15 protein-coding genes and 1 pseudogene are annotated in these 26,084 nt (G+C 55.0%); 12 read left to right on the top strand and 4 right to left on the bottom strand.

What is annotated here, in order from left to right; genetic code table 11:
- The first annotated feature begins 13 nt into the window (after positions 1-13).
- Positions 14-5,497 (top strand): glycosyl hydrolase, encoded by a 5,484-nt coding sequence (locus KM934_RS07415; protein WP_215759988.1) that lies wholly within the window; start codon positions 14-16, stop codon positions 5,495-5,497.
- Positions 5,498-5,774: 277 nt separating this feature from the next.
- Positions 5,775-7,502, top strand: coding sequence for a DUF4091 domain-containing protein (locus tag KM934_RS07410; protein WP_252344933.1), 1,728 nt, complete (start codon positions 5,775-5,777; stop codon positions 7,500-7,502).
- A 167-nt stretch (positions 7,503-7,669) separates the two neighbouring features.
- Here KM934_RS07410 and KM934_RS07405 read toward each other — a convergent pair whose 3' ends face one another.
- The gene (locus KM934_RS07405; RefSeq protein WP_215759987.1) at positions 7,670-8,749 is read right to left on the bottom strand and encodes an FMN-binding protein; all 1,080 of its coding nucleotides are present in this window, start codon (positions 8,747-8,749) and stop codon (positions 7,670-7,672) included.
- 838 nt (positions 8,750-9,587) lie between these two features.
- Here KM934_RS07405 and uvrB point away from each other — a divergent pair.
- From uvrB to KM934_RS07370, 7 genes are all read left to right on the top strand, one after another.
- Entirely contained in the window at positions 9,588-11,618 is a 2,031-nt protein-coding gene (gene uvrB / locus KM934_RS07400) for an excinuclease ABC subunit UvrB (protein WP_215759986.1), read from the top strand.
- A gap of 83 nt (positions 11,619-11,701) precedes the next feature.
- Entirely contained in the window at positions 11,702-12,373 is a 672-nt protein-coding gene (locus KM934_RS07395; protein ID WP_215759985.1) for a DUF4468 domain-containing protein, read from the top strand.
- Between the two features lie 41 nt (positions 12,374-12,414).
- Positions 12,415-12,618, top strand: coding sequence for a hypothetical protein (locus KM934_RS07390; protein ID WP_252344932.1), 204 nt, complete (start codon positions 12,415-12,417; stop codon positions 12,616-12,618).
- Positions 12,615-14,969 carry a putative porin gene (locus KM934_RS07385; RefSeq protein WP_215759983.1) on the top strand — a complete coding sequence of 785 codons (2,355 nt, stop codon included), beginning with the start codon at positions 12,615-12,617 and terminating at the stop codon, positions 14,967-14,969. Before KM934_RS07390 ends, KM934_RS07385 begins: the two co-directional genes overlap by 4 nt.
- Before the next feature lie 208 nt (positions 14,970-15,177).
- Positions 15,178-16,131 carry a 1,4-dihydroxy-2-naphthoate octaprenyltransferase gene (menA, locus tag KM934_RS07380; protein ID WP_215759982.1) on the top strand — a complete coding sequence of 318 codons (954 nt, stop codon included), beginning with the start codon at positions 15,178-15,180 and terminating at the stop codon, positions 16,129-16,131.
- Positions 16,132-16,134: 3 nt separating this feature from the next.
- Positions 16,135-16,770, top strand: coding sequence for an HD domain-containing protein (locus KM934_RS07375; protein ID WP_215759981.1), 636 nt, complete (start codon positions 16,135-16,137; stop codon positions 16,768-16,770).
- 98 nt (positions 16,771-16,868) lie between these two features.
- Positions 16,869-18,002, top strand: coding sequence for a TlpA disulfide reductase family protein (locus KM934_RS07370; protein WP_215759980.1), 1,134 nt, complete (start codon positions 16,869-16,871; stop codon positions 18,000-18,002).
- A 311-nt stretch (positions 18,003-18,313) separates the two neighbouring features.
- Here KM934_RS07370 and KM934_RS07365 read toward each other — a convergent pair whose 3' ends face one another.
- A complete protein-coding gene (locus KM934_RS07365) occupies positions 18,314-19,339 on the bottom strand; it encodes a glycosyltransferase family 2 protein (RefSeq protein ID WP_215759979.1) in 1,026 nt (341 codons plus the stop codon).
- Between the two features lie 47 nt (positions 19,340-19,386).
- Positions 19,387-20,727: a tRNA (N(6)-L-threonylcarbamoyladenosine(37)-C(2))-methylthiotransferase MtaB gene (mtaB, locus tag KM934_RS07360; RefSeq protein ID WP_215759978.1), complete on the bottom strand. Its 1,341-nt coding sequence runs from the start codon at positions 20,725-20,727 to the stop codon at positions 19,387-19,389.
- A gap of 285 nt (positions 20,728-21,012) precedes the next feature.
- Here mtaB and KM934_RS07355 point away from each other — a divergent pair, with 285 nt between their 5' ends.
- From KM934_RS07355 to KM934_RS07345, 3 genes are all read left to right on the top strand, one after another.
- Positions 21,013-21,192: a PG1828 family lipoprotein gene (locus KM934_RS07355; protein WP_215759977.1), complete on the top strand. Its 180-nt coding sequence runs from the start codon at positions 21,013-21,015 to the stop codon at positions 21,190-21,192.
- Between the two features lie 1,401 nt (positions 21,193-22,593).
- A complete protein-coding gene (gene pheT, locus KM934_RS07350) occupies positions 22,594-25,062 on the top strand; it encodes a phenylalanine--tRNA ligase subunit beta (protein WP_215759976.1) in 2,469 nt (822 codons plus the stop codon).
- Between the two features lie 12 nt (positions 25,063-25,074).
- Positions 25,075-25,800 carry a YebC/PmpR family DNA-binding transcriptional regulator gene (locus KM934_RS07345; RefSeq protein WP_215759975.1) on the top strand — a complete coding sequence of 242 codons (726 nt, stop codon included), beginning with the start codon at positions 25,075-25,077 and terminating at the stop codon, positions 25,798-25,800.
- Between the two features lie 138 nt (positions 25,801-25,938).
- Here the strand turns inward: KM934_RS07345 and KM934_RS07340 are convergent.
- Positions 25,939-26,084: pseudogene (locus KM934_RS07340) on the bottom strand (IS982 family transposase); the annotation flags it as partial.

Genomic DNA, 26,084 nt, shown 5'->3' with positions numbered 1-26,084 from the left:
CCAATTATTCTAAATGGTATTACTAAACAAATATGGCTTGAGGCAGACCGCCTTGGCCCTTCTCGTTTGTGGCTTTGGCATGCCGGCGTGGGCCCAGGGCTACCGAGACGTTACGTCCGAGGCGCTTGTCAACCCCTCGTTCGAGTTGACCGCCGAGGCCACTCCCTTGACCGCTGCCACCGCCACCAACATCGCCGAGGCGTATGGCTGGACCTTGCCCACGGGCACCTCTAACATGGCCGTGGCTGATGCGTCGACCACCGCCATCGGTTTCACCAATGGCAAGGGCGGTGTGCAACCCTCCGAAGGCACCTATTTCTTATGGTATCGCAAAGGTTGGGGCCATCTCTCAACCCTCGTCTCCACCACCACCCGCACACTTTCGGCTGGCAAATACTATGTGGTGGTCGACTATAAGGCAGCCGATTATTCCAACAACAACAACCATTCGACCAACGGAACCAAGATGAACATCGTGGTGACGGGTTCCGATGGCCAATCGCTGGGCCAAACGGCCGAGGCACGTCGCGCCTATTCGTTTGCCAATGGCAGCAGCAATCCCGGTTCCGACACCTATTTGGCCAAGGCGCCCTGGACACCCATCGGAGCGTTCTTCACGCTCCATGACGAGGGCGTGGCCACCATCTCGGTGAAGGCGTCGCTGGTCAACAATGGCCGTTCCGACATCTGCCTCGACAACATGCGCGTCTACCGCGTCGACGATGAGACGCAAGCTGACGCCACGCCATTCCCACTCGACGTCACCGGTATGCTCGCCAACCCCAGCTTTGAGGCTGGAGCGGGTGGCACATCGTGGTCGTCCTACAGCTACAATGGATGGACTGTGGCCAGCAATGGTAGTGAGATCAAGGCCGACGGAGGGTCGTTCACCACCGTCTATGGCGACAAACTCGACGGCCTCCGAGTGTTCAACGCATGGGACAACTCCGCCACAACCGACAAGAGCCTATCCCAACAGGTCAACGGCTTGCCCGCCGGCCGCTACCGTCTGCAGGTCACTGTGACGGGATCGGCAGGCAAGCAATTCGCCCTTTTCGCAGGCGATAGCGTGCGTCAGGTGACGGTTGCCGACGCCAACGCTGTGCAAACAGAGACGCTCTACTTCTCGAAAGCCACCGATGAGCCCATCGCCTTGGGCTTGCGCTCCACCGTATTCTATAAGGCCGACAACTTCCGCCTCGCCTATCTCGGCAAGGATGCCTCGCAATCGCGCGACGAATACGAGCAAGCCTTGGCCTTGGCCCAGCAAGTGTATGGTCGTGCGGTCGACTTGGGCGATCTGACCTCCACAGAGAAACAAGCCTTGGCCGAGGCCATTGCCGCCACACCCGAGGCTACGCTGGCGGGCTATCAGGAGGCCGCCACCCGTCTGCTTCAGGCCGCACAGGCTCTCGTCCAGGCCGAGTATGTGCAGATTGGCAAGCAATATGGCGCCGAGATGGAACTCGGAGCGTGGACCAACAACAACGTAACCACCAACCAGGGACAGCATTGGGACGGCACGTCCTCGTCGACCTATTACGAGCAGAAGGAAGGCTGGAGCAACCAGTCGTGGAGCATGTCGATGCGTCAGACCATCACGTTGCCCGCCGGCAAATATGTGTTGCGTGCCACAGGTCGCCACGCCATGGGCGATATGGACATGGCGTTGACCGTTTCGGCCCAGGGCCAAACATTGGCTTCGGTGGCCGATTTCCCGTCTGGCGACACCGGCATGGGCGTCAACCTCGAGGGTAAGGCATCGTTCCTCGCCACCGATGGCGCAGGTTTTGCCAATAAGGGCAACGGCTATGGATGGCAATGGCGCTACCTTCCCTTCGAACTGAAGCAAGAAACGCCCGTGACGGTGGCCGTTGAAGGAGCGGGTCGCGAGCCCCATTTGTGGATGAGCGTCAGCAACTTCGCCTTGTTGCGCGAGGGCGCCTCACAGGGCAACTTTGCCGTGAACAGTCGCAAGACGGTCAGTCAGGTGACGACCAATGTCACCCTTGACAACCCCGTCGATTACGTTATTTCTTCCGCCACACCCTTTGCCGCATCGGGAAGTGTCGACATCGCCCATGAGGATGCCGTCATCATCCTCAGCGGCATGAAGCCCAGCGCGGCCGATGCGTGGCTTTCGTTTGTTAAAGTCAGGGGCAAGGCCGCCGAGGAAGGCATCAACTGCTCCATCCGCATCTATGGCAATGGGGCTATGATCGTGCCGTATGGCAGCTATGTCGTTCCCCTCACCATTTACGACGGCACCAACCTCACGGGTTCATCGAAGAGCGATTTCACCGTGGGAACGCGTCGATCGTTCAAGAATAACATCTTCAACAACAAGATGCGAAGCTTCAAGCTCAAGCGTGGATACATGGTTACGTTGGCCACCAAGGAAGATGGCAAGGGCTATAGCCGCGTGTTCATTGCCGACAAGAGCAACCGCCGCATCAACCTCCCCACCACATCGAAGATTCTCGACCGCCACGTGTCGTCCATCCGCGTGTCGAAGTGGAACGACGTAACGAAGAAAGGCTATGCCGGAAACAACAGTACCATCAACGCATTGCTCAACACCACTTGGTGCTACAACTGGGATGCGGGATGGCACGAGTGGGATGATCGCGAGTATGTAACCCAACACCACCACGAGGGATGGCCGAGCATTGAGAGCGTGGGCAACAACGGCCCGTCGTCGAACATCCTGGGCAATAACGAGCCCGACAACACCGCCGATGATCGCGAGACCGTCAGTTCGGTGTCTGAGGTGCTCGCCCATTGGGAGGAGATGATGGCCACGGGTAAGCGATTGGGCTCGCCCGCCATGGCCAGCAACCTCAATGGTTGGCTCTATCCGTTCATCGACTCCATCGACGCCCGCGGATGGCGCTGCGACTTCATCGCCGTTCACGCCTATTATTATGAGGATTGGGGCGCTTGGCAGAACACGCTCAAGGCCATTCACGAGCGTACCGGCCGTCCCATCTGGATTACCGAGATGAACTATGGAGCCAACTGGACCGGATGGCCCGGAAGCAACACCAAGGGCAACGCAGAGAACTACGCCATTGAGAAGCAGCATTTCGCACCCGTCATCGACGGCTTGGAGTCGACGGGATGGATTGAGCGCTATGCCGCATACAATGAGGTGCAAGATTGCAGAAAGTTCTACAACAAGGGCGACGCGTCGTTGGCGTCGAAGAATTACCTCACGCCGATGGGCGAATACTATGCCGCCAAGCGATCCAACATGGCCTACAATTCAAGCTACGGCTACACGCCGAAGGCTCTGCCGATGAAGAATCCCACCCTCACACAAGCCACATGGAACGCCGAGGGATTGCTCTTGGGATGGAAAGACCCCAACGAGGAGTTCTCGGATAGCGTCATCGTGGAGCGAAAGGACGCCAATGGCCAGTGGCAAACCATGACCCTTTGCACGCCGCAGGAGGACAATCCGCTCTTCAGCCTGACGCTGCAAGGCACGGAATCGGCCACGTATCGCATCCGCACGGTCGACTATCTCGGTCGCAACCATTACTCCGCTCCCGTATCGGTCGGCCCAATTGATGGTGTGGGTAGTGCCGTGGAGAAGGACGGTCGCACCCTGTATTTGGGTGGAAACATCGTAAGCAATGGCGACTTCCTTGAGGGATTGACAGGTTGGACGGCTGGCGACGGCACCGCGCTTACCTGGCCCGCCTTCGAGGTTTACCCCTTGGGAGGTGTCGATGGAGGCGCGTATCTGCAAGCGTTCAAGAATGAGGGCGCTGCGTCGAGCGCCAGTTTGAAGCGCTCCGTGGCGTTGACCGCATCCACACCTTATTATATCAGCGTGTTCCACAAGAACAATGGAGGCGAGTATCAAACCGCAGCCTTGTCGGCCGATGGCACCCAAGAGACCGCAACCGTCCTCTCGTTGCCTGCCGCTTCGGTGTGGAGCAAGGCGTCGGCCACCTTCAACAGTGGCGCCAACAGCCAACTCCTGCTCAGCTATCGATGGTTGGGCAAGTCGGCCCAGTTCGATAAGTTTGTCGTCGCCCCGCTCTTTGAGAGCCGCGAGGAGGCTTATGCCGATGGTGTGGAACGCATGAGGCAAGACATCAGCGATTTCAAGCAATGGAACAAGGCGCAACCCGTCGTCAATGAGTTGCTCACCGAAGCCGCATCGAAGGTTACCGCAACCGATGCCGACGCCTATGCATCGCTCTCGGCCTTGTTGGGCCAGGCACGCCGCGCCGTGGCCGACGCCACTTCGCTCGACTCGCTCCTCATGGTGGCCAACACCATTGCTGCCATAGGCTTGCCCGGTGTGTCGCAGGTTCGTCAGGCCGTTGCCGACGCACAGAACCCCACCTCTTTGGCGTTCTTCGCAGAGGCCAGCGCCCGCTTGCAGCAGGCTGTCGACGAGGCCTTGCCCGCCCAAGACCGAACCACATCCATCTCCAACGCCAACCTGGACGCATCGACCGGATGGAATGTTGAGGCTGGAACCTATAAGGGAGGCGACCAACGCCTCAACACGTTTGGTGGACGCAAGTGCTGGAACGCATGGTGGAACGTGTCGATGGCCAATGCGGCAGGTCGCACCCTGGCCCTGACGCAGGATCTGTCGGGCCTTCCCATGGGCTTCTATCGCCTGACGGCCGACGCCACCACACAACATTATTGCCTCTCCGACCAGCACTGTTGGATGCGCACGGAGACCGATAGCACGGCCTCGCCCACGCTCACCTTCGACCGTATGCAGATTCCCGGCATCAGCGATGAGGATCGTTGGCAGACGCTCTCCACCTTGCCGCTCTATGTGGGCGACGCAGGAACGGCCACCGTGGGATTCCAATCGTCAAAGAGTGGCGCCCTGGAGGGAGCCTATGAGGGCGACAACCGCGAAGGATGGTGGCTCGCCTCGAAGTTCCGTTTGTGGTACACGCCGGGTTATCAGCGCGCGGTCGACAGCACCCATGTGTGGACAACGGTCTGCCTTCCGTTTGCCGCCATCCCGTCGGATAGTGTGAAGGTCTATGCCGTAGCGGGTCGATCGGCCGACGGTTCGCAACTCTTCCTCACCCCGGTGAACGCCCTGGAGGCAGGCAAGGCTTACGTGTGCCGTTACGAGGGCAAGCATATCGCCTTCCTCGGAGGGAAGAGTCTGGTGTCGCGTCCTGTCACTGGCGGTCTCCTTACGGGTGTGTTCAAGAACGGACGCCTGCGCGAAGGTGCCTATGTGCTTGTGGATGACGAATGGCGTAAGGTGGAAAACCTGGCCGATGCGACCCTTGCCAATTACTCGGCCTACATCGCCTCGTTCAGCAATCTGCCCATCGTTGAGGGTGGTGCCGTGTCGATGCCGCTCCAAGGCGTTGTCGATGGCATTGACGGCGTCAGCCTGACCGACGCACGCGCGGAGCGCACTTACAACCTCAACGGTCAGCGCTCAACCTCACAGCATGGCGTTTTGGTGAAGAAAAACAAGAAGTTTATTCGCAAATAACCTTTCCAAAGGCGAAAGCGAACCGGGCGAGTGATCGTTCGTAATCCGCCTACCGGAGCAGCCGCAACAGACGAAGGGTTGGCCCCAATCCGTCTGGCGGCTGCGCCGAACAGGGCGTAAGAACGAACGACCTCCAAGAAACGAAGGCGCAACGTGATGCGCCTGACGGAGCGCGTTCTCACGAACGATGAAGCTACTCATGCCGTGTCATCGTGAGAAACCATCGTAAAAGTGTAGTAGTCAGAAGTAGAATAATCGATCATAATCCATTGAACCTATGCGTAAAATCCTTTTGGCCTTGATGGCCTTCCTGGCAATTCCCGCAATGGCCCAACGCCTTGGCGAGGTTGAGCCTACCGACCCCGCCTCATGGGCGACGGTTCCTGCCAACAAACCCTTTGTGTTGAGTTGGGCCTCACGCGATGTGCATTATGCCCAATCGTCGGTTCCCCGTATCATTCCCACCACCGAGATCAGCCTCACGGGCTGGCGTGGCGAGACCGTTTCGGCCTTGGCCTTGCTGAGCTCCCGTAGCGGTTCGCAACCCCTCCGATTGGAGATGTTGTCGGCCGATGCCACCACCCGCCAAGCCGATAGCGTGGCCACGGCCCGCTTTGTGCGCTATGTGCTGTGCGACGAGAAGCGTGGGTGTGGCGACAATTTGATGAACACGCCCACCTATCTGGTGCCCGACATCATCGACGTGGACACCGCGTGGGCCTTGGCTCCTATGACCACGCGACCCGTTTGGGTGTCGATCCAGGTGCCGCGCAATGCGCAGGCCGGAGCGAACAAACTGTATCTGGCCGTTCGCGATGCCCAATCGCATCAGGAGCTGGGCCGTTTGGCGCTGACGCTCAACGTGGTGGACCGCACCCTGCCTCGTCCCTGCGATTACCGTTTCCATGTAGACTTCTGGCAACAGCCTTATAGCGTGTCGCGCTATGATGGCCTGAAGCGTTGGAGCCCGCAGCATTTTGAGCGCCTCAAACCCTATCTGCAACTCTTGGCACGTGGTGGGCAGAAGGTGGTTACCGCCATCTTGTTCTATGAGCCGTGGGGCGTGCAGAGCAACGATAAGTTTGACGCGATGATCAAGACCACGCGCCGCAAGAACGGCAAGTGGCGTTACGACTATTCGGTGTTCGACCGTTATGTGGCGTTGTGCGATAGTTGCGGCATCAACCAGCAAATCAATTGCTACTCAATGATACCTTGGGACATGACGTTCACCTACTACGACGAGGCCCTGAAGCGCGACGTGGCGCTGAAGACAGGCACCTCCGATTCGGCCTATCGTGCCCTTTGGACGCCCTTCCTCAAGAGTTTTGCGCAGCACCTGAAGAAGAAAGGATGGTTCGACAAGACCCGTATCGCCATGGACGAGCGAGGGTTGGACGACATGATGCGCGCCTACAACCTGCTGCATGAGGTGGTTCCCGATTTTCGCATGGCGCTGGCTGGCGTGCCCCATAAGGAGTTGTTCGACGTGATTACCGACTATAGCTTGGGTTATCCCGAGCGTTTCACCAAGGAGCAACTGGCCTCTCGTCGCAGCAAAGGCATGCTCTCGACCACCTATACCTGCTGTCCCGACCTGACCCCCAATATCGAGACCTACAACGATCCCGCCGATGCCGCCTATCTGCCCCTGTACTGTCAGGCCAACGGCTTTGAGGGCTATTTGCACTGGTCGTGGATGAACTGGACCGACCAGCCCTTGCAAGACAGTAGGTTTAAGCTCTTCCCAGCTGGCGACACCTACCTTATCTACCCCGGTCCGCGCAGCTCCGTGCGTTGGGAACGCTTCATCGAGGGTGTGCAACAGGTGGAGAAATACCGCATCCTTCGTGAGGAATGTCAACGCGAAGGCAACGCCGACGGCGTGAAGAAGCTCGACGACGCCCTGCGATCCTTCCAGTCGGGCAAGCCCAATTATCACAACACCACCGCTCAATCGGTCAACTATTTCGAGTATCTGCTAAATGAAATGAGCGCGAAATAAGCTAATAATCCCAATCGGTCATGATCGGTCTAACGACCGTTTGGGATTTATGCAAAGGAGCCATGCCACGAGTCGAATCGGACCTCCGTTGGCATGGCTCCTTTTGCGTAGGCAGCGTTTCTTGTGTGCTGGCAACGCTCCTTTTGCTTTGGTTTTGTTCCTTTCGGTTATTTTCCTCCCTGGCTAATCTTCAGCAGCGTTCCCATGGGACAAACAAATCGGCAGTAGGGACGTGTGACGACCGTCGACAACAGCACGAATGTGGCGGCGATGACCACCACCACCCACGAGGCCGACTGGAAGATGAAGGCCGAGAACGGCTCGTAGTCGACCCATTCGCTCCACACGCCGCCCCATATCAGCAACATCAGCGCCACCCAGAGCACTTGGCGGAAACGGTTGAGGGCGCGCAGCACCGAAGGCTTGATCTTCATCTTATGCTTCACACACGTGGCCGCCACCTGCTGCAGCGACCCAAACGGACACACGTTGGTGCAATAGTACGACTTCTTGCCCAGCAACGGATAGATGAACGCCGTGATGAGCATAATGACGGGGATGACCACGGCCACCACATCCATGCCGTGGGCCGCATAGCCCATGAGCGAGGCGTAGGAGAGGAACGTGCCACACCAGAATCCCAGCACCACCACGTTGAGCGCCATTTGGCAGATGCGATATGTTCGGTTTTTGATGAATAGCGGCAGGATGGCAGCCATGAGCACCACGACGATGCCCGCGAGGTTTTTGGCCGAGGTGTCGAATGTGGGCGCCTTGGGCTCTGCTTGCGCCTGCTTGGCGTAGGCCAATCCGCGTTGCATGTTTCCGATGATGGCGCGCGAGGAGAATGTGGCGCCCGACACGGCGTCGACCTTCATGCCCGCGGCCTCGTCGACCGTCTTGCCCTTCCATTGGTTGAAGAGCGAGGCGGCATGGTTGAAGAAATCGGGTGTCTCATCGTTGGGAAGGGCCTCAATGTGGGTAACCACACCGTTGGCGATGGTTATCTTCAGCGGCACCTTACCGGCGTAGCCCGTGATGTCGGCGCCCAGCCCCGATGTGTTGACCACCATCGACCCGTCGGCCAAGGTCTGCAAGGTGTCGTTGTTCACGGCTTGCTGGGCTTCGTGCCTCTCTCGGAAGTCGTGCCCCATCCATGCGCCGTGCTTCGCCAAGGCCAGCGACGACAATATGATTAGGCCCAGCACGAGACCTACGAACGCCTTTATTTTGTTTTTTCTTTTCATGTTTTGATGGATGATGAGATGTGTTCTCGGTTGTGTGAGTCGGCGAGTGGCGACAAAACCGAATGGTTTTGATGTTGCAAAATTAAACAATTCCTTTCATATTATGGGTTGAACGACTGTTAGTATCCGTTAAAAACGTGCTTATGCGCCCCTTGTGGCCATCCTTCCACCTCCCTCCTACAATCTCGTTTTATTGCCAAAACGATGCCTTCGGCCGATTAGGTGTTGTTGTTCGCCATTGTGTGAGAGCCTTGTCGCCCATGTCTGTTTGGGTTCAAATTATTACGACAAACTACATTGGAATCTACACGTTTGTTTTTCATGACGGAAAAGTTGGGCACAAATACGCGATTCTCGACGTGTTTCTCTAACAGGCTTGTATTCAGCTACTTGTGTAATGAAAGACTCTTTTGACGCTTCGCGGCTGACAATGAACGCCATAAAACATGCCTAATCGCGGCGCGATACATGGTCTTTCGAGCCTCGGAACATGCCCGATCGAAGTGCAAAACATACCCGGACGCAACTCGAAACATGCCTAATGGTGCGCCCGATGTTTTTGGGGGGCGCTCCGATCTCGCAAAAAGAGCGTTTTCGCACTCTATTTCACGCAAAATCCCAACACAACTTTTTAACCAAAAAAACTGACACACCATGCCATTGCTCCGCCCTTTGCCGACCATGGGGTGGGGCATTTGCCGCTCGGAAGGGTGCGCGCTGATGGGACCTCCAGCATGATTCCCGCCCATCGCCTCGCCCCCGTTTGTTTGAAACAAAAATGCAAATAATGGCCGATAAGCCATCGTGGTTCGTGGGAATTTCGTAAATTTGCATATTCATGGATTTCAAACTGACATCAAAGTTCAAGCCCACGGGCGACCAGCCCCAAGCCATCAGGCAGCTCACCGACGGCATACGCCAAGGCGACCCGGCCCAGGTGTTGCTTGGTGTGACCGGTTCGGGTAAGACGTTCACGGTGGCCAATGTCATTGCCAACGTCAACAAGCCCACGCTGATATTGAGCCATAACAAGACGCTCGCCGCCCAGCTCTATGAGGAGATGCGCGGCTTCTTCCCCGATAACGCCGTCGACTATTACGTGTCGTATTACGACTACTATCAGCCCGAGGCTTATCTGCCCACCACCGACACCTATATCGAGAAAGACCTCGCCATCAACGAAGAGATCGACAAGCTCCGTCTGGCCGCCGTGAGCCACTTGCTGTCGGGCCGAAAGGACGTCGTCGTCGTGTCGTCGGTGTCGTGCATCTATGGTATGGGCGCACCCATGTCGATGCAGGAGAACGTGGTGACCATCCGGCGCGGCCAACAGCTCGACCGCAATGAGTTTCTCCGCAAGTTGGTCAACTCGCTCTATGTGCGCAACGACATCGACCTGCAACGAGGCAATTTCTCCGTCAAGGGCGATACGGTGCTGGTGGCCATGGCCTACAGCGACAACGTGCTGCGCATTAGTTGGTGGGACGACGAGGTCGACTCCATCGAGGAGTGCGACGCGCTCACCCTGCGCACGTTGCAGCGTTTCGACGAGTACCAGATTTATCCGGCCAACCTCTTTGTGACGAGCAAGGAGCAAACCGAGAGCGCCATCAGTAGGATACAGGACGACTTGGTGCGACAGGTCGACTACTTCAAGGAGTTGGGCGATGGCATCAAGGCCCAGCGCATCAAGGAGCGCGTGGAGTATGACATGGAGATGATCAAGGAGCTGGGCCACTGCTCAGGCATTGAGAACTACTCGCGCTATTTCGACGGGCGCGAACCCGGCCAGCGCCCCTATTGCTTGCTCGATTTCTTCCCCAAGGATTTCTTGTTGGTCATCGATGAGAGCCACGTCAGCGTGCCACAGATCAATGCCATGTATGGTGGCGATCGCGCCCGCAAGCAGAACCTTGTGGAGTATGGTTTCCGCTTGCCTGCGGCCTTCGACAACCGCCCATTGCGCTTCGAGGAGTTTCACGACATGATCCATCAGGTGATCTACGTGTCGGCCACGCCAGCCGACTACGAGTTGCAGGAGGCCGAGGGTGTTGTGGTGGAGCAGCTCATCCGCCCCACCGGACTGCTCGACCCCGAGATTGAGGTGCGCCCGTCGGAGAACCAGATCGACGACCTCTTGGACGAGATACTGACGCGTAGCCACCGTGGCGAGCGCGTGCTGGTCACCACGCTCACCAAGCGTATGGCCGAGGAGCTCACCGAGTTTTTGCTCGACCATGGCGTGAAGGCCAACTATATCCACAGCGATGTGGCCACGCTCGACCGTGTGAAGATCATGAACGACCTGCGCGCCGGCCTGTTCGATGTGTTGGTGGGTGTCAACCTGCTGCGCGAGGGACTCGACCTGCCCGAGGTGTCGCTCGTGGCCATTCTCGACGCCGACAAGGAAGGATTCTTGCGTAGCCACCGCAGCCTGACGCAGACGGCGGGGCGCGCCGCACGAAACGTGAACGGAAAGGTCATCATGTATGCCGACACCATCACCGACAGCATGCGGCGCACCATCGACGAGACCGCCCGCCGCCGCTCCATCCAGCTGAAATACAACGAGGATCACCACATCACGCCGAAGCAGATTGTGAAGGACATCAAGGGAGTGCTGCCCACCGCCAGCGGCGACGCTTACGAGGCGCCACGCGGTGCCCAGCCATACGCACCTGTCGACATGCAGCCAGGAACCTTCGCCGCCGACCCCATTGTGCTCCACATGACACGCGACGAGCTCCAAAAGAGCATCGACAACACTAAGGCCCTGATGGAACAAGCCGCCAAGAACCTCGACTTCCTGCAGGCTGCGCAATACCGCGACGAGATCGTAAGACTGGAAAAACAGTTGGAGTTAAAATAAACGTTAAAAGTAACGTGCCCTTTCCTGTTATGGCACATTATTTATTAACTTTGCTTTCTATAATAAATTAACAAAGGATCGAAATGAAGAAAATTATCTTTGCCATGATGCTGATCTTCCCCATGATGGGCATGGCTCAAAACACCTGGGAGGCCCCGCAGAACAAGGACAAGCAAACAAAGACTGAAACCACCGAGAGAACATCGCTCTTCGAGAAGACGACGAAGGTGATCGACGCCAAGTATCTTGCCGGAGCCGTGCCTGTGGTGAATGGCAATGTGGTGTTCACACTCGACAAGGACGTGCCGGGCATGACCGCCGACCAGATATACGATAAGGTGCGTGACGTGTTGGCCGAGGTGGTGGCTGAGCCCAACCAGGTGAAGGAGATGAGCAAGGTAGCCGTCGACGACAAGGCCTCGCACACTGTTGGCGCACGCCTGTCGGAGTGGTTGGTGTTCCGCAAGAGCGCCCTCTCGCTCGACCAGACGCTGTTCAACTATCAGCTCATCGCCAAGGTGAGCGACGGCCACTTGCACCTCACCATGGAGCGCATGGGCTATCTGTATGAGATGGACCGCACCGACACCAAGGGCATGGAGACAAAGGCCGAGGAGTGGATCACCGACGAGTGGGCGCTCAACAAGAAAGGCAACAAGTTGTCTAAGTACAGCGGTAAGTTCCGCTGCAAGACCATCGACCGTAAGGACAATATCTTCGGTCGCGTGTGCAAGGCTTTGGGTGTTAACTACTAATAACAGCGCTCCTGATATTCATGAATGTAGAGAACGAATCTTTGCAACATAGACGCCGGGGCGAGGACGCTCCCAAGAACAACCATTTGCGCCTGCGCAATGTGTTGAACGTCATTTTCATGCTCCTGGCAATTGTCGGTGGGGCTGTTTACTATTGGTCCGACCAGATAGTGGGCGCCATCATCATCATGGTTGCGGTGGTCTTCAAACTTGTGGAGAGCGCCATACGAATAATGTTTCGATGAAGAAATACCTTTGCTCCGTTTTGTTTTTGTGGCTGGCCGTGGTGCAGGCGTCCGCGCAGGTGCCGCGCATCCGGACGAACGATTACAACTCGATGGACCCCAATGGCAACGTAGCCACGGCCAACGACCGTCGCAACCGTGCCGACTCCACCTCGTCGCACAAGGAAATACCCAAGGGCATCTATGTGTGGACGGTCGACTCGCGCTTTGGCGATCGCAAGGCGGCACAGCTCGACACGCTGTCGCACATGTATATGAACACCATTTTTACCTCGGGTCTTCGTGGCGAATATAACACCACGGGCAACCTGGGGTCGCCCCGTCAGGCCCGTGTGTTCGTTGATCGGCAGGTCGGTTCACAGTTCTTGTTTACCGACCCCTACGATTATTTCATCACGCCAGTGAGCGATTTCCATTTCACCAACACCCTCTCGCCCTTCACCAACCTCACTTACAACAACTGTGGCGACCGCACCAATGGTGAGGACCATTTCACCGCGAAGTTTGGTGTGAATGCGGGCAAGCGCCTGGGCGTGGGCTTTAAGTTCGATTATCTCTATGGTCGTGGCTATTACGACAGCCAGTCGACCTCCCATTTCGACTATACCATGTATGGCTCCTACCTGGGCGACCGCTATCAGGCGCACCTGCTGATGTCGACCAACCATCAGAAGGTAACCGAGAATGGTGGTATCACCAATGATAACTACATCACCCATCCCGAGTCGTTCAACGAGTCGTTTAACACCTCGGAGATACCCACCATGCTCGCGCGCAACTGGAACCGCAACGACAACCAGCACATCTTCTTCACCCAGCGCTATAGCGTGGGCTTCAAGCACAAGGTGCCTATGACGGCCGAAGAGATTGCCGCGCGCAAGTTTGCCATGGCTTCGCAGCTCGAGGCCAAGCAGCGTCGCGCCAAGGCGGAGGCCGTCAGGAAGGCGCGTCAGGAAGGCGAAGATGTGGATGATGACGACGTGAAGGCGCCCGCAACGTTTGCTGGACGCCCCGACAACGCCAAGATCGGCGTGAGGGCAAAGCGCGACAGTCTGTCCAATGACAGTGTGGCGGGTGGCCTGCAGGCGCCCAACCGACTGGCGGTCAATGGCAAGGCGGCTGCCGACAGCCTGTTGGCGAAGACCCAAGAGGCCAAGGTGGATACCTCGTGGCTCAAGGATGAGTATGTGCCTGTCACCAGTTTCATCCACACGCTCGACTTCAACAACTATCGTCGCATCTATGAGGCGTATCAGACGCCGGCCGATTATTATCTACATCGCTATAACGTCGCAGAGAAGCTGACGGGCGATTCCATCTACGACAAGACCACCCATTGGAGTCTTCGCAACACGTTTGCCATCTCGATGTTGGAGGGATTCAACAAGTGGGCGAAGGCCGGACTGAAGCTCTTCGGAACCCATGAGTTGCGCCACTTCACCTTGCCCGACTCCTTGGCGATGCGCTCGTGGAACGAGAACGCCCTGAGCGTGGGCGCACAGCTCATCAAGGCGCAGGGCAGGACGCTGCATTACAACGTCACGGGCGAGTTGGGCGTGGCGGGTGTCAACGCCGGTGAGATTCATGTGGATGGTGGCATCGATGTCAATTTCCCGTTGTGGAAGGATACCATGACGCTTGCCGCGTCGGGTTTCTACCACCATGAGAAGCCTTCGTTCTACTATCGCCACTATCAAGGACGCCATTTCTGGTGGGACGACGACGACCTGTCGATGGTGGATCATTTCCGTGTGCAGGGTGTGTTGAGATACCAAAAGACCCGCACCACGCTCCGCGTGGCGTTTGACGAGATGAAAAACTACACGTATTTCGCCACGACCTACACCACGTCGGACGCCGGGCGCTTGGCCAACGCCGTGGAGGTGCGACAGGCGGGCGACCCCATCTCGGTGTTTACCGCTGAGCTGAAGCAGGACTTTACGCTCGGACCGCTCAACTGGGAGACGGTGGCCACGGTGCAGAAATCGACCAACGAGGATGCGCTGCCGTTGCCGCTGGTCAACGTTTACACCAACCTTTATCTGCGATTCAAGATTGCGCATGTGTTGAAATGCGATTTCGGAGCCGATGTGCGCTATTTCACCAAGTATAAGGCGCCCGACTATGTGCCGGCCATCGGACAGTATGCGGTGCAGGCCAACGATGTGAAGACGGAGATAGGCAACTATCCCCTGGTGAACGTTTACGCCAATTTCCACCTGAAGCACACGCGGTTCTTCGCCATGATGAGTCATGTAAACGCCAGCAGTGGTGGCTATTTCTTCGCTCCCCACTATCCGCTCAACGGACGTGTGTTCCGATTTGGCGTGAGTTGGAACTTCTTCAACTAACCTCAGGGCGGCCCGAAGGAAATATGCTTCTGGTTGCGCAACTTGGTGGGGTTAGCCGTTTGGCTGAGGCTGTTGGGCTTGAGGCGTAGGGCGACGGAGACATTCTAAGTGAATTGCCCTGTCACATTCCTGTTGCTTGAGGCCTTTGGGCGATTGGCGGTTGAGGCGATTGGCTGGCGCGATGCTGCCCTTTTAATAATTGGAAACTATGATTTCAGAAAACGATACCATTCAGACCAACAGCATGAAGGCTTGGCTGCTTGCCGCGAGGCCCAAGACTCTGTCGGCTGCTGCCGTGCCCGTCATCATCGGGTTTGCACTGGCCCTCAAGACGGTAGGGTGGCGGGAGTTTCAGGTTGTGCCAGCCCTCTTGTGCCTGTTGTTCGCTTGGCTGATGCAGATCGACTCCAATCTGATCAACGATTACTTCGACTTCGTGCGTGGAAACGACGATCGCGAGACCCGCTTGGGACCCAAACGGGCGTGTGCCGAGGGATGGATCACGCTGCCTGCCATGCGCTGGGCATTGGCCATCACATCGGTTTCGGCCTGCGTGGTGGGCTTGCCGCTCATCGCTTACGGGGGCTGGAACCTGGTGGGGGTGGGCGCCCTGTGTGTGGTGTTCGCCTTTCTCTACACCACGTTTTTTGCCTCCAAGGGCTTGGGCGATGTGCTCGTCGTGGTGTTCTTCGGTTTGGTGCCGGTCTATTTCACGTGGTTTGTCATTGTGCCTGCAGGGCATCAGGCGTTCAACCTCAGTGTCCTGTGCATTGCCATAGCCTGTGGAATGGTCATCGACACGCTGCTATTGGTCAACAATTACCGCGATCGCGACAACGATAAGGCTTGTGGAAAGATAACGTTGGCCGTTAGGTTGGGCGAACGAGCCACGGCTTTGGTTTATCGTTACATGCCGTATTGTGCGGAATTATGGATTTTCCAGACCCTCATCCTGGGCGAGGACGCACCCCTTTGGAAGGTGGTGGCCTTTGTGGCTCTTGCTGCTGTTTACCTCATCATGCATGATACGACGGCCCGTAAGATGGTGGCCATAGGCAAGGGCAGGGAGCTCAACGCCGTGCTGGGCATGACAGCCCGCAACCTGTTTGTTTTTGGCTTGGTCACAGCAGCGCAGATATTGCTTGTCGGACAAATACTTTAACTTATGCAACAACACGTCAACCTCGAGATCATGGGCTTTGTGGAGCGGGAGATTCTTCCGCGATACAATCAGTTTGGCCATAGCCACGGCATGGTGCATGTGCAGCGCGTCATCAAGAATGCGTTGGAACTTGTGGCGTCGACAGGCGCCGACATCAATATGGTTTATGTCATTGCTGCTTACCACGATTTGGGCATGGAGGGGCCGCGAGCCATCCATCACCTTACGGGAGGTAAGATGTTGGCTGCCGACATGCGCCTGCGCAGATGGTTTTCGGCCGAGCAAATAAGGATCATGAAGGAGGCGGTGGAGGATCATCGCGCATCGGCGTCGCACGCCCCACGCAGCATCTATGGAATGATTGTTGCCGAAGCCGACCGCGACTTGGATGCTGAGACGGTCTTTGCCAGGGCCATTGAGTATGGCCTGGAGAACTACCCCGAGCTCGACAAGATGGGGCAGTGGAAACGCTTTGACAGTCACATGGAGGAGAAATACAGCTCCAATGGTTACATCAAGCTGTGGATTCCAAACTCGCCCAATGAGAAACGCATTAAGAACTTGCGCGAGATCATTGTCGACAAGCCACGTCTCCAACAAGTGTTTGAGCGTATCTACACAGCCTTGATGGACAAGTAGGCAGAACGAACGGCACAAGCCCGATGGTGGGGAGATGTTCCCGGCATGGGCAAACGATACAGAGCAACTCGTAAAACTTTAACAATAAAAATATGATTATGATGATGAAACGATTCATGTTGGCAGTTTCCTGCCTGTCGTTGAGCGCCTGCATGATGGCCGACGACCTCCATGTGTCTGGCAATCTGAGTGATGTTGGAAACGACACCCTCATTGCCATGACCTACCTTAACAACAGTGTCGACCAAACGATGAAGGTTGTCGGCAAGGATGGAGCGTTCGATTTCCATATGGATGTGAAGGAACCCGCACCCCTTGTGTTGCAGGTTCGCCACCCGCTGAAGGACGGTCAGCAACCGATGGCTGCTTATGCGGTGCTGATGGCAGTGCCTGGTGAGAACCTGAAGGTTACGGGTTCGTTCAGCAACTACCAGGTTGATGGCAGCGCCTTCTACAAGGATTTTGAGCAGTGCCGCAAGGTTTCGGCTTCGTTTGAGGAGGGTGTGAAGAACCTCCAGCGCGATTATAGTGCCAAGATGGAGCAGGGCGCCAATCCCGACTCGCTCGAAAAGGTGATCAATAAGGCTTACGAGGAGTTGAAGGCCAACCTCTCCGACGCTACGCTGAAGTACATCAAGGCTCATCCCGACATGGAGGCTTGCGTGTCGATGCTGGATAATGTGGACGTGGAAAACTACAAAGAGGTGCTCGCCGCCTTGTCGCCCGCCGTTCGTGAGGGCCGTATGAAGGGTTTGGTTGATCATTTCGCCGATTACGCTCAGAAGGCGCTCGAGCGTGAGGCTGCCAAGAAGAACACTGTCGAGGGCAATGTGGCACCCGACTTTACGCTCAAGAGCATCGATGGAAAGAACATCAGCCTGAGCAGCCTGAAGGGCAAAGTGGTGGTGCTCGACTTCTGGGGCTCATGGTGCGGATGGTGCATCAAGGGCATGCCGAAGATGAAGGAGTACTACGCCAAGTATAAGGGCAAGCTCGAGATTCTGGGCATCGATTGCAACGACACGGAGCAGAAGTGGCGCGACGCTGTGAAGAAGCACGAGTTGCCTTGGCTCCATGTGCGCAACGAGGGTAACCCCGACGTGACCGTTCTCTATGGCATCAGTGGTTTCCCCACCAAGATTGTGGTCGACGCTGAGGGCAAAATCAGCAAGGTCGTCGTGGGTGAGAGTGAGGACTTCTACACCTATCTCGATCAGCTCTTAGGCAAATAACATAATGATGTGTGGCGACTCGTCGCCCTATAAGCATGAAAAAACCGCTTGCCATGATAGATGACAAGCGGTTTTTATATGCTTTCAACCGAAGTTTTGTGTGTTTCCATCAAACCATCGACCTGTTCTCAGAGGAGCCTTTTGCATCTCTCATCGAATTATCGACCTGTTCTTAGAGAAGCCTTTGGGAGCGCACTGCTGAGGGTTGGTCAGTCCTCGTCTGACGATCTGTTGACTCTCGTCGGACCATCTGGGATCATTCATTGGACAATGGCTATGAGCTTATCTGACTATCCGTTTGCGCCCTATGCTTATTTGCCGCTTTTCAGTTGTGAGAACTTCTTGCATCCTTTGGCATAATACTGCCAGAGAATGCTGAGGTTCATGCGTTCGGGCACAGGGTCGAGGACGCGTTTGGCTCGTATTTCCTCACGATCCTTGTCGAACTGGTGCTTCCATTGGTTGAAGGCGCGGCGCGCTTTGAAGATGGCTTTGAAGTCGCCCCAGTTGCGGTTGACCAGCAATGTTTCGAAGGCGGCTATGTAATCGAGCGCCCATCTCACCCGCATGACGTGCGCCAACTCGTCGTCAGGCAGGTTCTTATAGAGCATGGTCAGGTTGTTTCTGAAGTTGAGGAACGTCTTCATGGGGTTGCCCTTGGGCAGCGTTCCACCACCCACGTGGTAAACAACGCTCTCGGGAAGGCAGACGATGCGTCGGCCCTGTTGGCGCAATCGCCAGCATAGGTCGATCTCCTCGTTGTGTGCAAAGAAGCGACCGTCCAATCCGTTGACCTTCCAATAGTCCTTCGAGCGAATCATAAGGCACGCTCCTGTAGCCCAGAGCACATCGGTGGAGTAATCGTATTGGCCATCGTCGGCTTCCACGTCGTCGAAGATTCGTCCACGGCAGAAAGGGTAGCCGTAGCGGTCGATGAAGCCGCCCGAGGCGCCAGCGTACTCAAAGCGGTCCTTGTCGAATACCGAAAGCAACTTGGGTTGGCAGGCCGCCACGTCAGCGTGGGTGTCCATAAACTCGATGAGCGGCGTCAACCAGCCGTGGGTCACCTCCACGTCGGAGTTGAGCAACACGTAATAGTCGGTCTCGATCTGTCGCAAGGCGCGGTTGTATCCTTCCGCAAAACCGTAGTTCTTGTCGAGCTGCAATCGTTTCACCTGTGGGAAATCGCGTTCCAGCATCTGCATGGAGTCGTCGGAAGAGGCATTGTCGGCCACCCAAATTTCCGCGTCGCTGCGAGAGTATTTCATAACGGTGGGCAGGTATTGGCGCATCATCTTGCTGCCGTTCCAGTTCAATATGACGATTGCTACGTTCATCTTTTCAATGTTGTTTGTTGTGTATGTTTGCGTGAAACGCCTGTCGTTTAGCCGATGATCTCGGCTTTCAGAGCTGTCTTGTCGTGGTTGAAGTCGCCCAATTTCACCCGAATGATTTGGTTGTCGTATTCCTCTCGTGCTTGTGAGGCGGGCAACTCCACGCGTACATAGTTCTCCGTGAAGCCGTGCATGGCCTTTCCGCGTGCTGCCTTTTCGAAGAGCACGTCGGCCTCCTGGCCTATTTGCTCGGCGTAGAAGGCCTGCGTCTTCTCGTCGGACAGCACCAGCAGTTGGTGGGCTCGCCGCTTCTTCTCCTTGTCGTCCACCACGTAAGGAATGCGCAGGGCGGCGGTGCCGGGACGCTCGGAGTAGGGGAACACGTGCAGCTGGGTGACGGGAAGGCCCTTGAGAAACTCGTAGCAAGCCTCGAAACACTCGGGAAGTTCGCCACGGCAACCTACCATCACATCTACGCCTATGAACGCATGGGGCATCTTCTCTTTAATAAGGTGAATCTTATGTGCGAAAAGCTGGGTGTCGTACCTGCGGTGCATGAGCTTCAACACCTCGTCGCTGCCACTCTGAAGGGGCACATGGAAGTGGGGCATGAAGGCTCTGCTGTGGGCGCAATAGTCGATGAGCTCATCGCTCATGAGGTCGGGCTCCAGGCTGCTGATGCGGAAACGCTCAATGCCTTCCACCTGATCCAATGCTTTCACCAGGTCGATAAACTGCTCATTGGTGGTGCGCCCGAAGTCGCCGATGTTCACACCCGTGAGCACGATCTCCTTGCCGCCCTCTGCGGCGGCTTGTTGGGCTTGCTCCACGAGAGAGGCGATGGTTGGGTTGCGTGACTGACCGCGGGCAAAGGGAATGGTGCAATAGGTGCAGAAATAGTTGCAGCCGTCTTGCACCTTTAAGAAATAACGTGTGCGGTTGCCACGTGAGCACGAGGGTTGGAAGGTCTTGATGTCCTTGGTTTTCACCGTGTGGTGTTGGTGAAGATGGCCCTCGCGGGGCTGCGACCACGCGTCGGAGAGATATTGGATGAGGTTGGCTTTCTCGTTGGATCCCAGCACCAGGTCGACGCCAGGAATCTGGCTGACGGTCTCGCCCTCGAGCTGTGCGTAGCAACCGGTTACCACCACGAAAGCTCCAGGGTTCTGGCGCACCATGCGATGGATGGCCTGTCTGCATTTGTGGTCGGCCACCTCGGTCACCGAACAGGTGTTGATTAGGCAGATGTCGGCCTGCTCGCCCTTTGCGGCGGTTATCACACCCATGTCGGCCAACGTCTTGCCGAACGTGGAGGTCTCAGAGAAGTTCAGTTTGCAACCTAAGGTGTAGTAGGCTGCCTTCTTGCCTTGAAAAGCGCTTGTGTCTATCATGCGTGCTCGTCTTTCTTTCCTTATTTATAATAGGTATGCAAAGTTACGCTTTTCCATCGACATTTTTGCCTAAAAAGTACCATATTTTGGCTTCTGTTAAGGAGCACAAAATATTTAACCTCCGTTAACAGTCCGCAAAACGTTGAATATCAGTAGGTTATAAAAAAGTTACAGAAAGGGCCTAAAAAAAGTTGCTAAAAGTTTGTCGTGGTATTGAAAAAAGCCTTATCTTTGCAGCGTTTTAATAAACATAGATCGTTTTACAGATTTTAAAAAGCAAAGAAAATGAAGAAATTAGTTTTGATGTTCGTGGCTATGGCCGCTATCTCTTTCGCATCTTGTGGTAATAAGAATGAGTCAGCTGCTCCTGCTCAGGATTCAGCTACCGACAGCGCAGTGGTTGACAGCCTCGACAGCGCTGTTGTTGATAGCACTGTTGCTGACTCAGCTGCTGCTCAGCAGTAAGCTTTAGCACGAACTGAAAATTGAGAGACACCGCCTCGGGCTCAGCCCGGGGCGGTTTTTGTATGGTGCTGCAAGTATAGGTTGCCTGTGCGAGTCGCTTTGTTCGCTCGTACAGGCAATCATGGTTTTTGCAAGGAGCCTTTCGGGTGAGGACGGGCGGTTTGTGTTTGCACAACCGCGTTCTTGGGGTTTCAATCCAAGTGCTTCATTGGATGTTGACCTATATAGGTAATTGGATTTTAGTTCTTGATAGTGTTTGTTTCGGACGGGCTTCGATGGTTGCGTTCATGGCGTGTCTGACTATACGTGATACGCAAGCGGAAACGAGAAGCTGGATGAAACGTTGGTGAGGGATGAAAGGAACCGATCATTTCCTAACAATCTTCTTGTTCTCTTCTTGTCTCAAATTGGACTTGAGCGGCAAGCGGTCGTTGCTTCGGATTTGTGCTCCCTCCATACAAGTGCTTTGCTTCACATCTCGATGCCTTCGTGTTTTCGTCTTTGGGTCCCAGGCGTTTTTGTGGTCTTGTTGTTTCTTGTTGCCGCTATTTTTTGCCATATCGTATGCTTGTATGATGACATGGGTTACGGCAGGTTAAGCGTAGGTTGTAGGTTGAATTGATGCGTGGGATGCATATTATAATAATTTGTATAGAATACTGACATTCATCTACGTCTTTTGAGATAGATGATATGGAATGTGTGATTCTCGATTTTTGCCTTTGCGCGTGCCGTGTCTTCTGTCTTGGTCGATGAAAAATGGGCTGCCTCATTGTCGTTTGGTATGTGCCAGATTGCGAAACGACCATGTGTTGAGTCTCGAAAGGCCATGTGTCGAGTAGAGGTTGGGTATGTATCGCGTTGTGGTGATTCGTATTTTATAGAATGGAATGTTCGGTATCGAATTTTGAATGATCCGTGATTATTGTAAGTGATTGCATTTTAGGTTGTTATAAATGTATGATAAGGGTCTCTTGTTTGCAAGCAAGAGGTGCCTGGATTGATGGTGTCGTTGCTTTTCAGGAGGAGACTTGTTGAGATGAATCGCATGAATTTCAAGGGTGCTTATTCGGCTTGGTCTATGCGAAGTTTATTCGTTAGATGGGTGGATTCGCATTATTGGCATTCGCCTTGGTTCGCCGATAATTGTCTTGTGGTGTCTCGCAATTTCGAATGACGATAAAGTTGGTTGCTCAATGTTTTAGTTGTCCTATTTTTGCAATGCGTTTTTCGCATCTTCGGTGCTTTTTGTTAACATGGCGTTCGCAACCTCGCCGTGGTTTGCCATCACCCCTTAGCCGGGACGAGGAAAAATATGTTAATCATGTTTTTGATAGTTCATGGAATTTTAGTAATTTTGCATGGAATTATAAAGAATAGGTAAAAACAAACCATATAAACATGAATATTTCATATAAGTGGCTGAAAGAATACGTCGACTTCGACCTTACGCCGCAGGAAACCGCCGACGCACTGACGTCGACTGGACTTGAGGTGGACGCGCTCGAAGAGGTGCAGGCCATCAAAGGAGGACTGAAGGGTCTCTTCGTGGGTAAAGTTCTCACTTGTGAGGCCCATCCCAATAGCGATCATTTGCATATCACAACCGTAGACCTTGGCAAGGGCGAGCCCCAGCAGATCGTGTGTGGCGCACCCAATGTGGCTGCTGGCCAGAAGGTCATTGTGGCCGACCTGGGCTGCGTGCTCTATGATGGCGACAAGGAATTTGTCATCAAGAAATCGAAGCTCCGTGGCGTAGAAAGCCTTGGCATGATCTGCGCCGAGGATGAGATTGGCGTGGGCACCGATCACGCCGGTATCATGGTTCTCCCCGAGGAGGCCGTGGTGGGTACGCCTGCAGCGGAGTATTTCCATTTGGAGAGCGATTGGCTTATCGATATCGACATTACGGCCAACCGCGCCGATGCGCTGAGTCACTATGGTGTGGCGCGCGACCTCTATGCTTGGTTGGTGCAGCGTGGCTATCAAACCAGCCTCCATCGCCCTGACTGCTCAAAGTTTGTGGTCGACAATGAGGACCTGCCCATCGATGTGGAGATCGAGAACCACGAAGCTTGCAAGCGCTACGCTTGTGTGAGCATCACGGATTGCGAGGTGAAGGAAAGCCCGAAGTGGTTGCAGGAGAAGTTGACGACCGTCGGCCTGCGTCCCATCAACAATATTGTGGACATCACCAACTATATCCTGATGGCTTACGGTCAGCCCATGCACTGCTTCGATGCCGACATGGTTACCGGCCATAAGATCGTGGTGCGTACGCAGCCTGAGGGTACCAAGTTTGTTACTCTCGATGGCGAGGAGCATATCTTGGGCGAACACGACCTGAGCATCTGCAACGCTGAGGAGCCCATGTGCATTGCCGGAATCTTTGGCGGCAAGGGCTCGGGTACTTATGAGACAACCCGCAATGTGGTCCTTGAGAGCGCTTACTTCCATCCCACATGGATCCGCAAGAGCGCACGCCGCCATGGCCTGTCTACCGATTCCAGTTTCCGTTTTGAGCGTGGTGTCGACCCCAATGGTACCATTTACGCCTTAAAGCAGGCCGCTATCCTCTGCAAGGAACTGGCTGGCGGAAAAGTGTCGATGCAGATCAAGGATGTTTATCCTGAGCCGCTGCCCAACTTCCCTGTGCGACTCAACTACGAATATTGCGACCGCCTCATAGGCAAGCGCCTGGGCGTGGAAACCATCAAGAGCATCGCCACAAGCCTCGAGATGAAGATCGAGGGTGAGGATGCCAATGGTCTTGACCTTGTGGTTCCGGCTTATCGCGTCGACGTGCAGCGTCCTTGCGACGTAGTGGAGGACATCCTTCGCATCTACGGATATAATAATGTGGAGATTCCCACACAGCTGAAGTCGTCGCTCACTGTGCCCGATGAACACGACAAGGAGCATCGATTGATCAACATCGTCAGCGAGCAGCTTGTGGGATGTGGCTTCAACGAGATTTTGAACAACTCCATGTCGAAGTCGAGCTACTACGACCACGATGAGCTCAACGCCTATCGCTGGGCCAACACTGTGAAGGTGATGAACCCGCTGAGCGCCGACCTCGGCGTGATGCGCCAGTCGCTCGTGTTTGGCGGATTGGAGTCGTTGGCTCGCAATATCAACCGCAAGCGTTCGAACCTGAAGTTCTTCGAAGTGGGCAACGCTTATCACTACGATCCCGAGAAGGACGATCACGACAACTCTATTGTGGCTTACAGGCAGGAGAGTCACCTCGCCCTTTGGATCACGGGCAAGCGCGTGGAGGGCTCATGGGCCCATCCTGATGAGGACACCAGCTTCTATGAGTTGAAGGCTTACGTGGAGAACATCCTCCGTCGCGTGGGTGTGGCCGGTGGCATGGTTGTCAGCAGCCAGTCGGAGAACAATCTCTTCTCTGAGGCTCTCGTACTGAAGAATCGTGGTGGTAAGGTGCTGTGCGAATATGGTAAGTTGACCAAGAAGGTCTGCCACACGTGCGGCGTTGAGAAAGACGTGTATTACGCCGACATCAATTGGACAGCAGTGATGAAGGCCATCAAGAAGAATAAAGTGGAGTTTAAGGAACTCTCGAAGTATCCTGCCGTAAGCCGCGACCTCGCTTTGCTCATCGATAGCAACGTGGAGTTTGCCCAAATAGAGCAGATCGCACGCCAAAGCGAGAAGAAACTGTTGAAGGAGGTCGACCTCTTCGACGTTTATCAGGGCAAGAACCTGCCTGCTGGAAAGAAGAGCTACGCCGTTAACTTCATCCTTGAGGATGAGGAGCGCACGCTCAACGACAAGCAGATTGACGCCATCATGCAGAAAATCATTAAAAACTTAACAAATAAACTCGGAGCCGAACTCCGATAAACAACAATTCCAATGGGAAGAGCATTTGAATATCGCAAAGCGACAAAGTTGAAGAGATGGGGCCACATGGCCCGCACGTTTACTAAATTGGGTAAGGAGATTGCCATCGCTGTGAAGGCTGGTGGCGGTGAGCCTGAGAACAACCCGCGCCTGCGTGCCATCATTGCCACGTGTAAGCGCGAGAACATGCCGAAGGATAATATCCAGCGTGCCATCAAGAATGCACTGGGCAAGGACACCACCGATTATAAGGAGGTGCCTTACGAGGGATATGGTCCTCACGGTATCGCCATCTTCGTGGACACACTGACCGACAACACCACGCGTACCGTTGGTGACGTGAGATCAGTGTTCAACAAGTTCAATGGCAACCTTGGAACCCAGGGATCACTGAGCTTCCTCTTCGACCAGAAGTGTGTGTTCTCTTTTAAGATGAAGGAAGGCATTGAGATGGATGACCTTATCCTCGACTTCATCGACTACGGAGTGGACGATGAGTACGACACCGACGAGGAGACTGGCGAGATCACCATCTATGGAGAGCCTACCAGTTTTGGCGACATTCAGAAGCATCTTGAGGACAATGGCTTTGAGATTACAAGTGCTGAGTTCACTCGCATCCCCACCGATCTGAAGGATGTGACTCCCGAGGAGCGCGAGACCATTGATAAGATGGTGGAGAAGCTCGAGGACTTCGACGACGTGCAGAACGTGTATACCAACATGAAGCCTGAATAAGACTCTGTAGACGAATCGATCATAACCATAAACGCCGACTTTCCTTTGTGGAGAGTCGGCGTTTTTAGTTTATCCCCAATCGGTCATTAGACTGCAATAGGTGGATTGTAAGAATCTTAAGGGTACCTGTTGGCGGAATTAATTTAGTGCATACTTAATTCTGCCAATGGGCTTGTCGTTAATGAAGTTTACGTATTGCAGAATGGTAAGTGCACTAATTTTGCCAATGATTCTGGCAAACAAACCATTCGTTATTTTCGCGTAGTTCCTGATGACCAGGAACT

The sequence above is a fragment of the Hallella faecis genome (genome assembly GCF_018789675.1).
Taxonomy (GTDB): Bacteria; Bacteroidota; Bacteroidia; order Bacteroidales; family Bacteroidaceae; genus Prevotella; species Prevotella faecis.
Note: the sequence above shows the minus strand (reverse complement) of the source record. Positions and strands in the feature narration are given on the sequence as shown.

Coding starts and splice junctions, on each gene's coding strand:
- pheT (WP_215759976.1), top strand. CDS start 22,594: ATGAATATTTCATATAAGTGGCTGAAAGAATACGTCGACTTCGACCTT.
- menA (WP_215759982.1), top strand. CDS start 15,178: ATGATTTCAGAAAACGATACCATTCAGACCAACAGCATGAAGGCTTGG.
- KM934_RS07415 (WP_215759988.1), top strand. CDS start 14: ATGGTATTACTAAACAAATATGGCTTGAGGCAGACCGCCTTGGCCCTT.
- KM934_RS07405 (WP_215759987.1), bottom strand. CDS start 8,749: ATGAAAAGAAAAAACAAAATAAAGGCGTTCGTAGGTCTCGTGCTGGGC.
- uvrB (WP_215759986.1), top strand. CDS start 9,588: ATGGATTTCAAACTGACATCAAAGTTCAAGCCCACGGGCGACCAGCCC.
- KM934_RS07395 (WP_215759985.1), top strand. CDS start 11,702: ATGAAGAAAATTATCTTTGCCATGATGCTGATCTTCCCCATGATGGGC.
- KM934_RS07370 (WP_215759980.1), top strand. CDS start 16,869: ATGATGATGAAACGATTCATGTTGGCAGTTTCCTGCCTGTCGTTGAGC.
- KM934_RS07410 (WP_252344933.1), top strand. CDS start 5,775: ATGCGTAAAATCCTTTTGGCCTTGATGGCCTTCCTGGCAATTCCCGCA.
- KM934_RS07385 (WP_215759983.1), top strand. CDS start 12,615: ATGAAGAAATACCTTTGCTCCGTTTTGTTTTTGTGGCTGGCCGTGGTG.
- KM934_RS07365 (WP_215759979.1), bottom strand. CDS start 19,339: ATGAACGTAGCAATCGTCATATTGAACTGGAACGGCAGCAAGATGATG.
- mtaB (WP_215759978.1), bottom strand. CDS start 20,727: ATGATAGACACAAGCGCTTTTCAAGGCAAGAAGGCAGCCTACTACACC.
- KM934_RS07345 (WP_215759975.1), top strand. CDS start 25,075: ATGGGAAGAGCATTTGAATATCGCAAAGCGACAAAGTTGAAGAGATGG.
- KM934_RS07375 (WP_215759981.1), top strand. CDS start 16,135: ATGCAACAACACGTCAACCTCGAGATCATGGGCTTTGTGGAGCGGGAG.
- KM934_RS07355 (WP_215759977.1), top strand. CDS start 21,013: ATGAAGAAATTAGTTTTGATGTTCGTGGCTATGGCCGCTATCTCTTTC.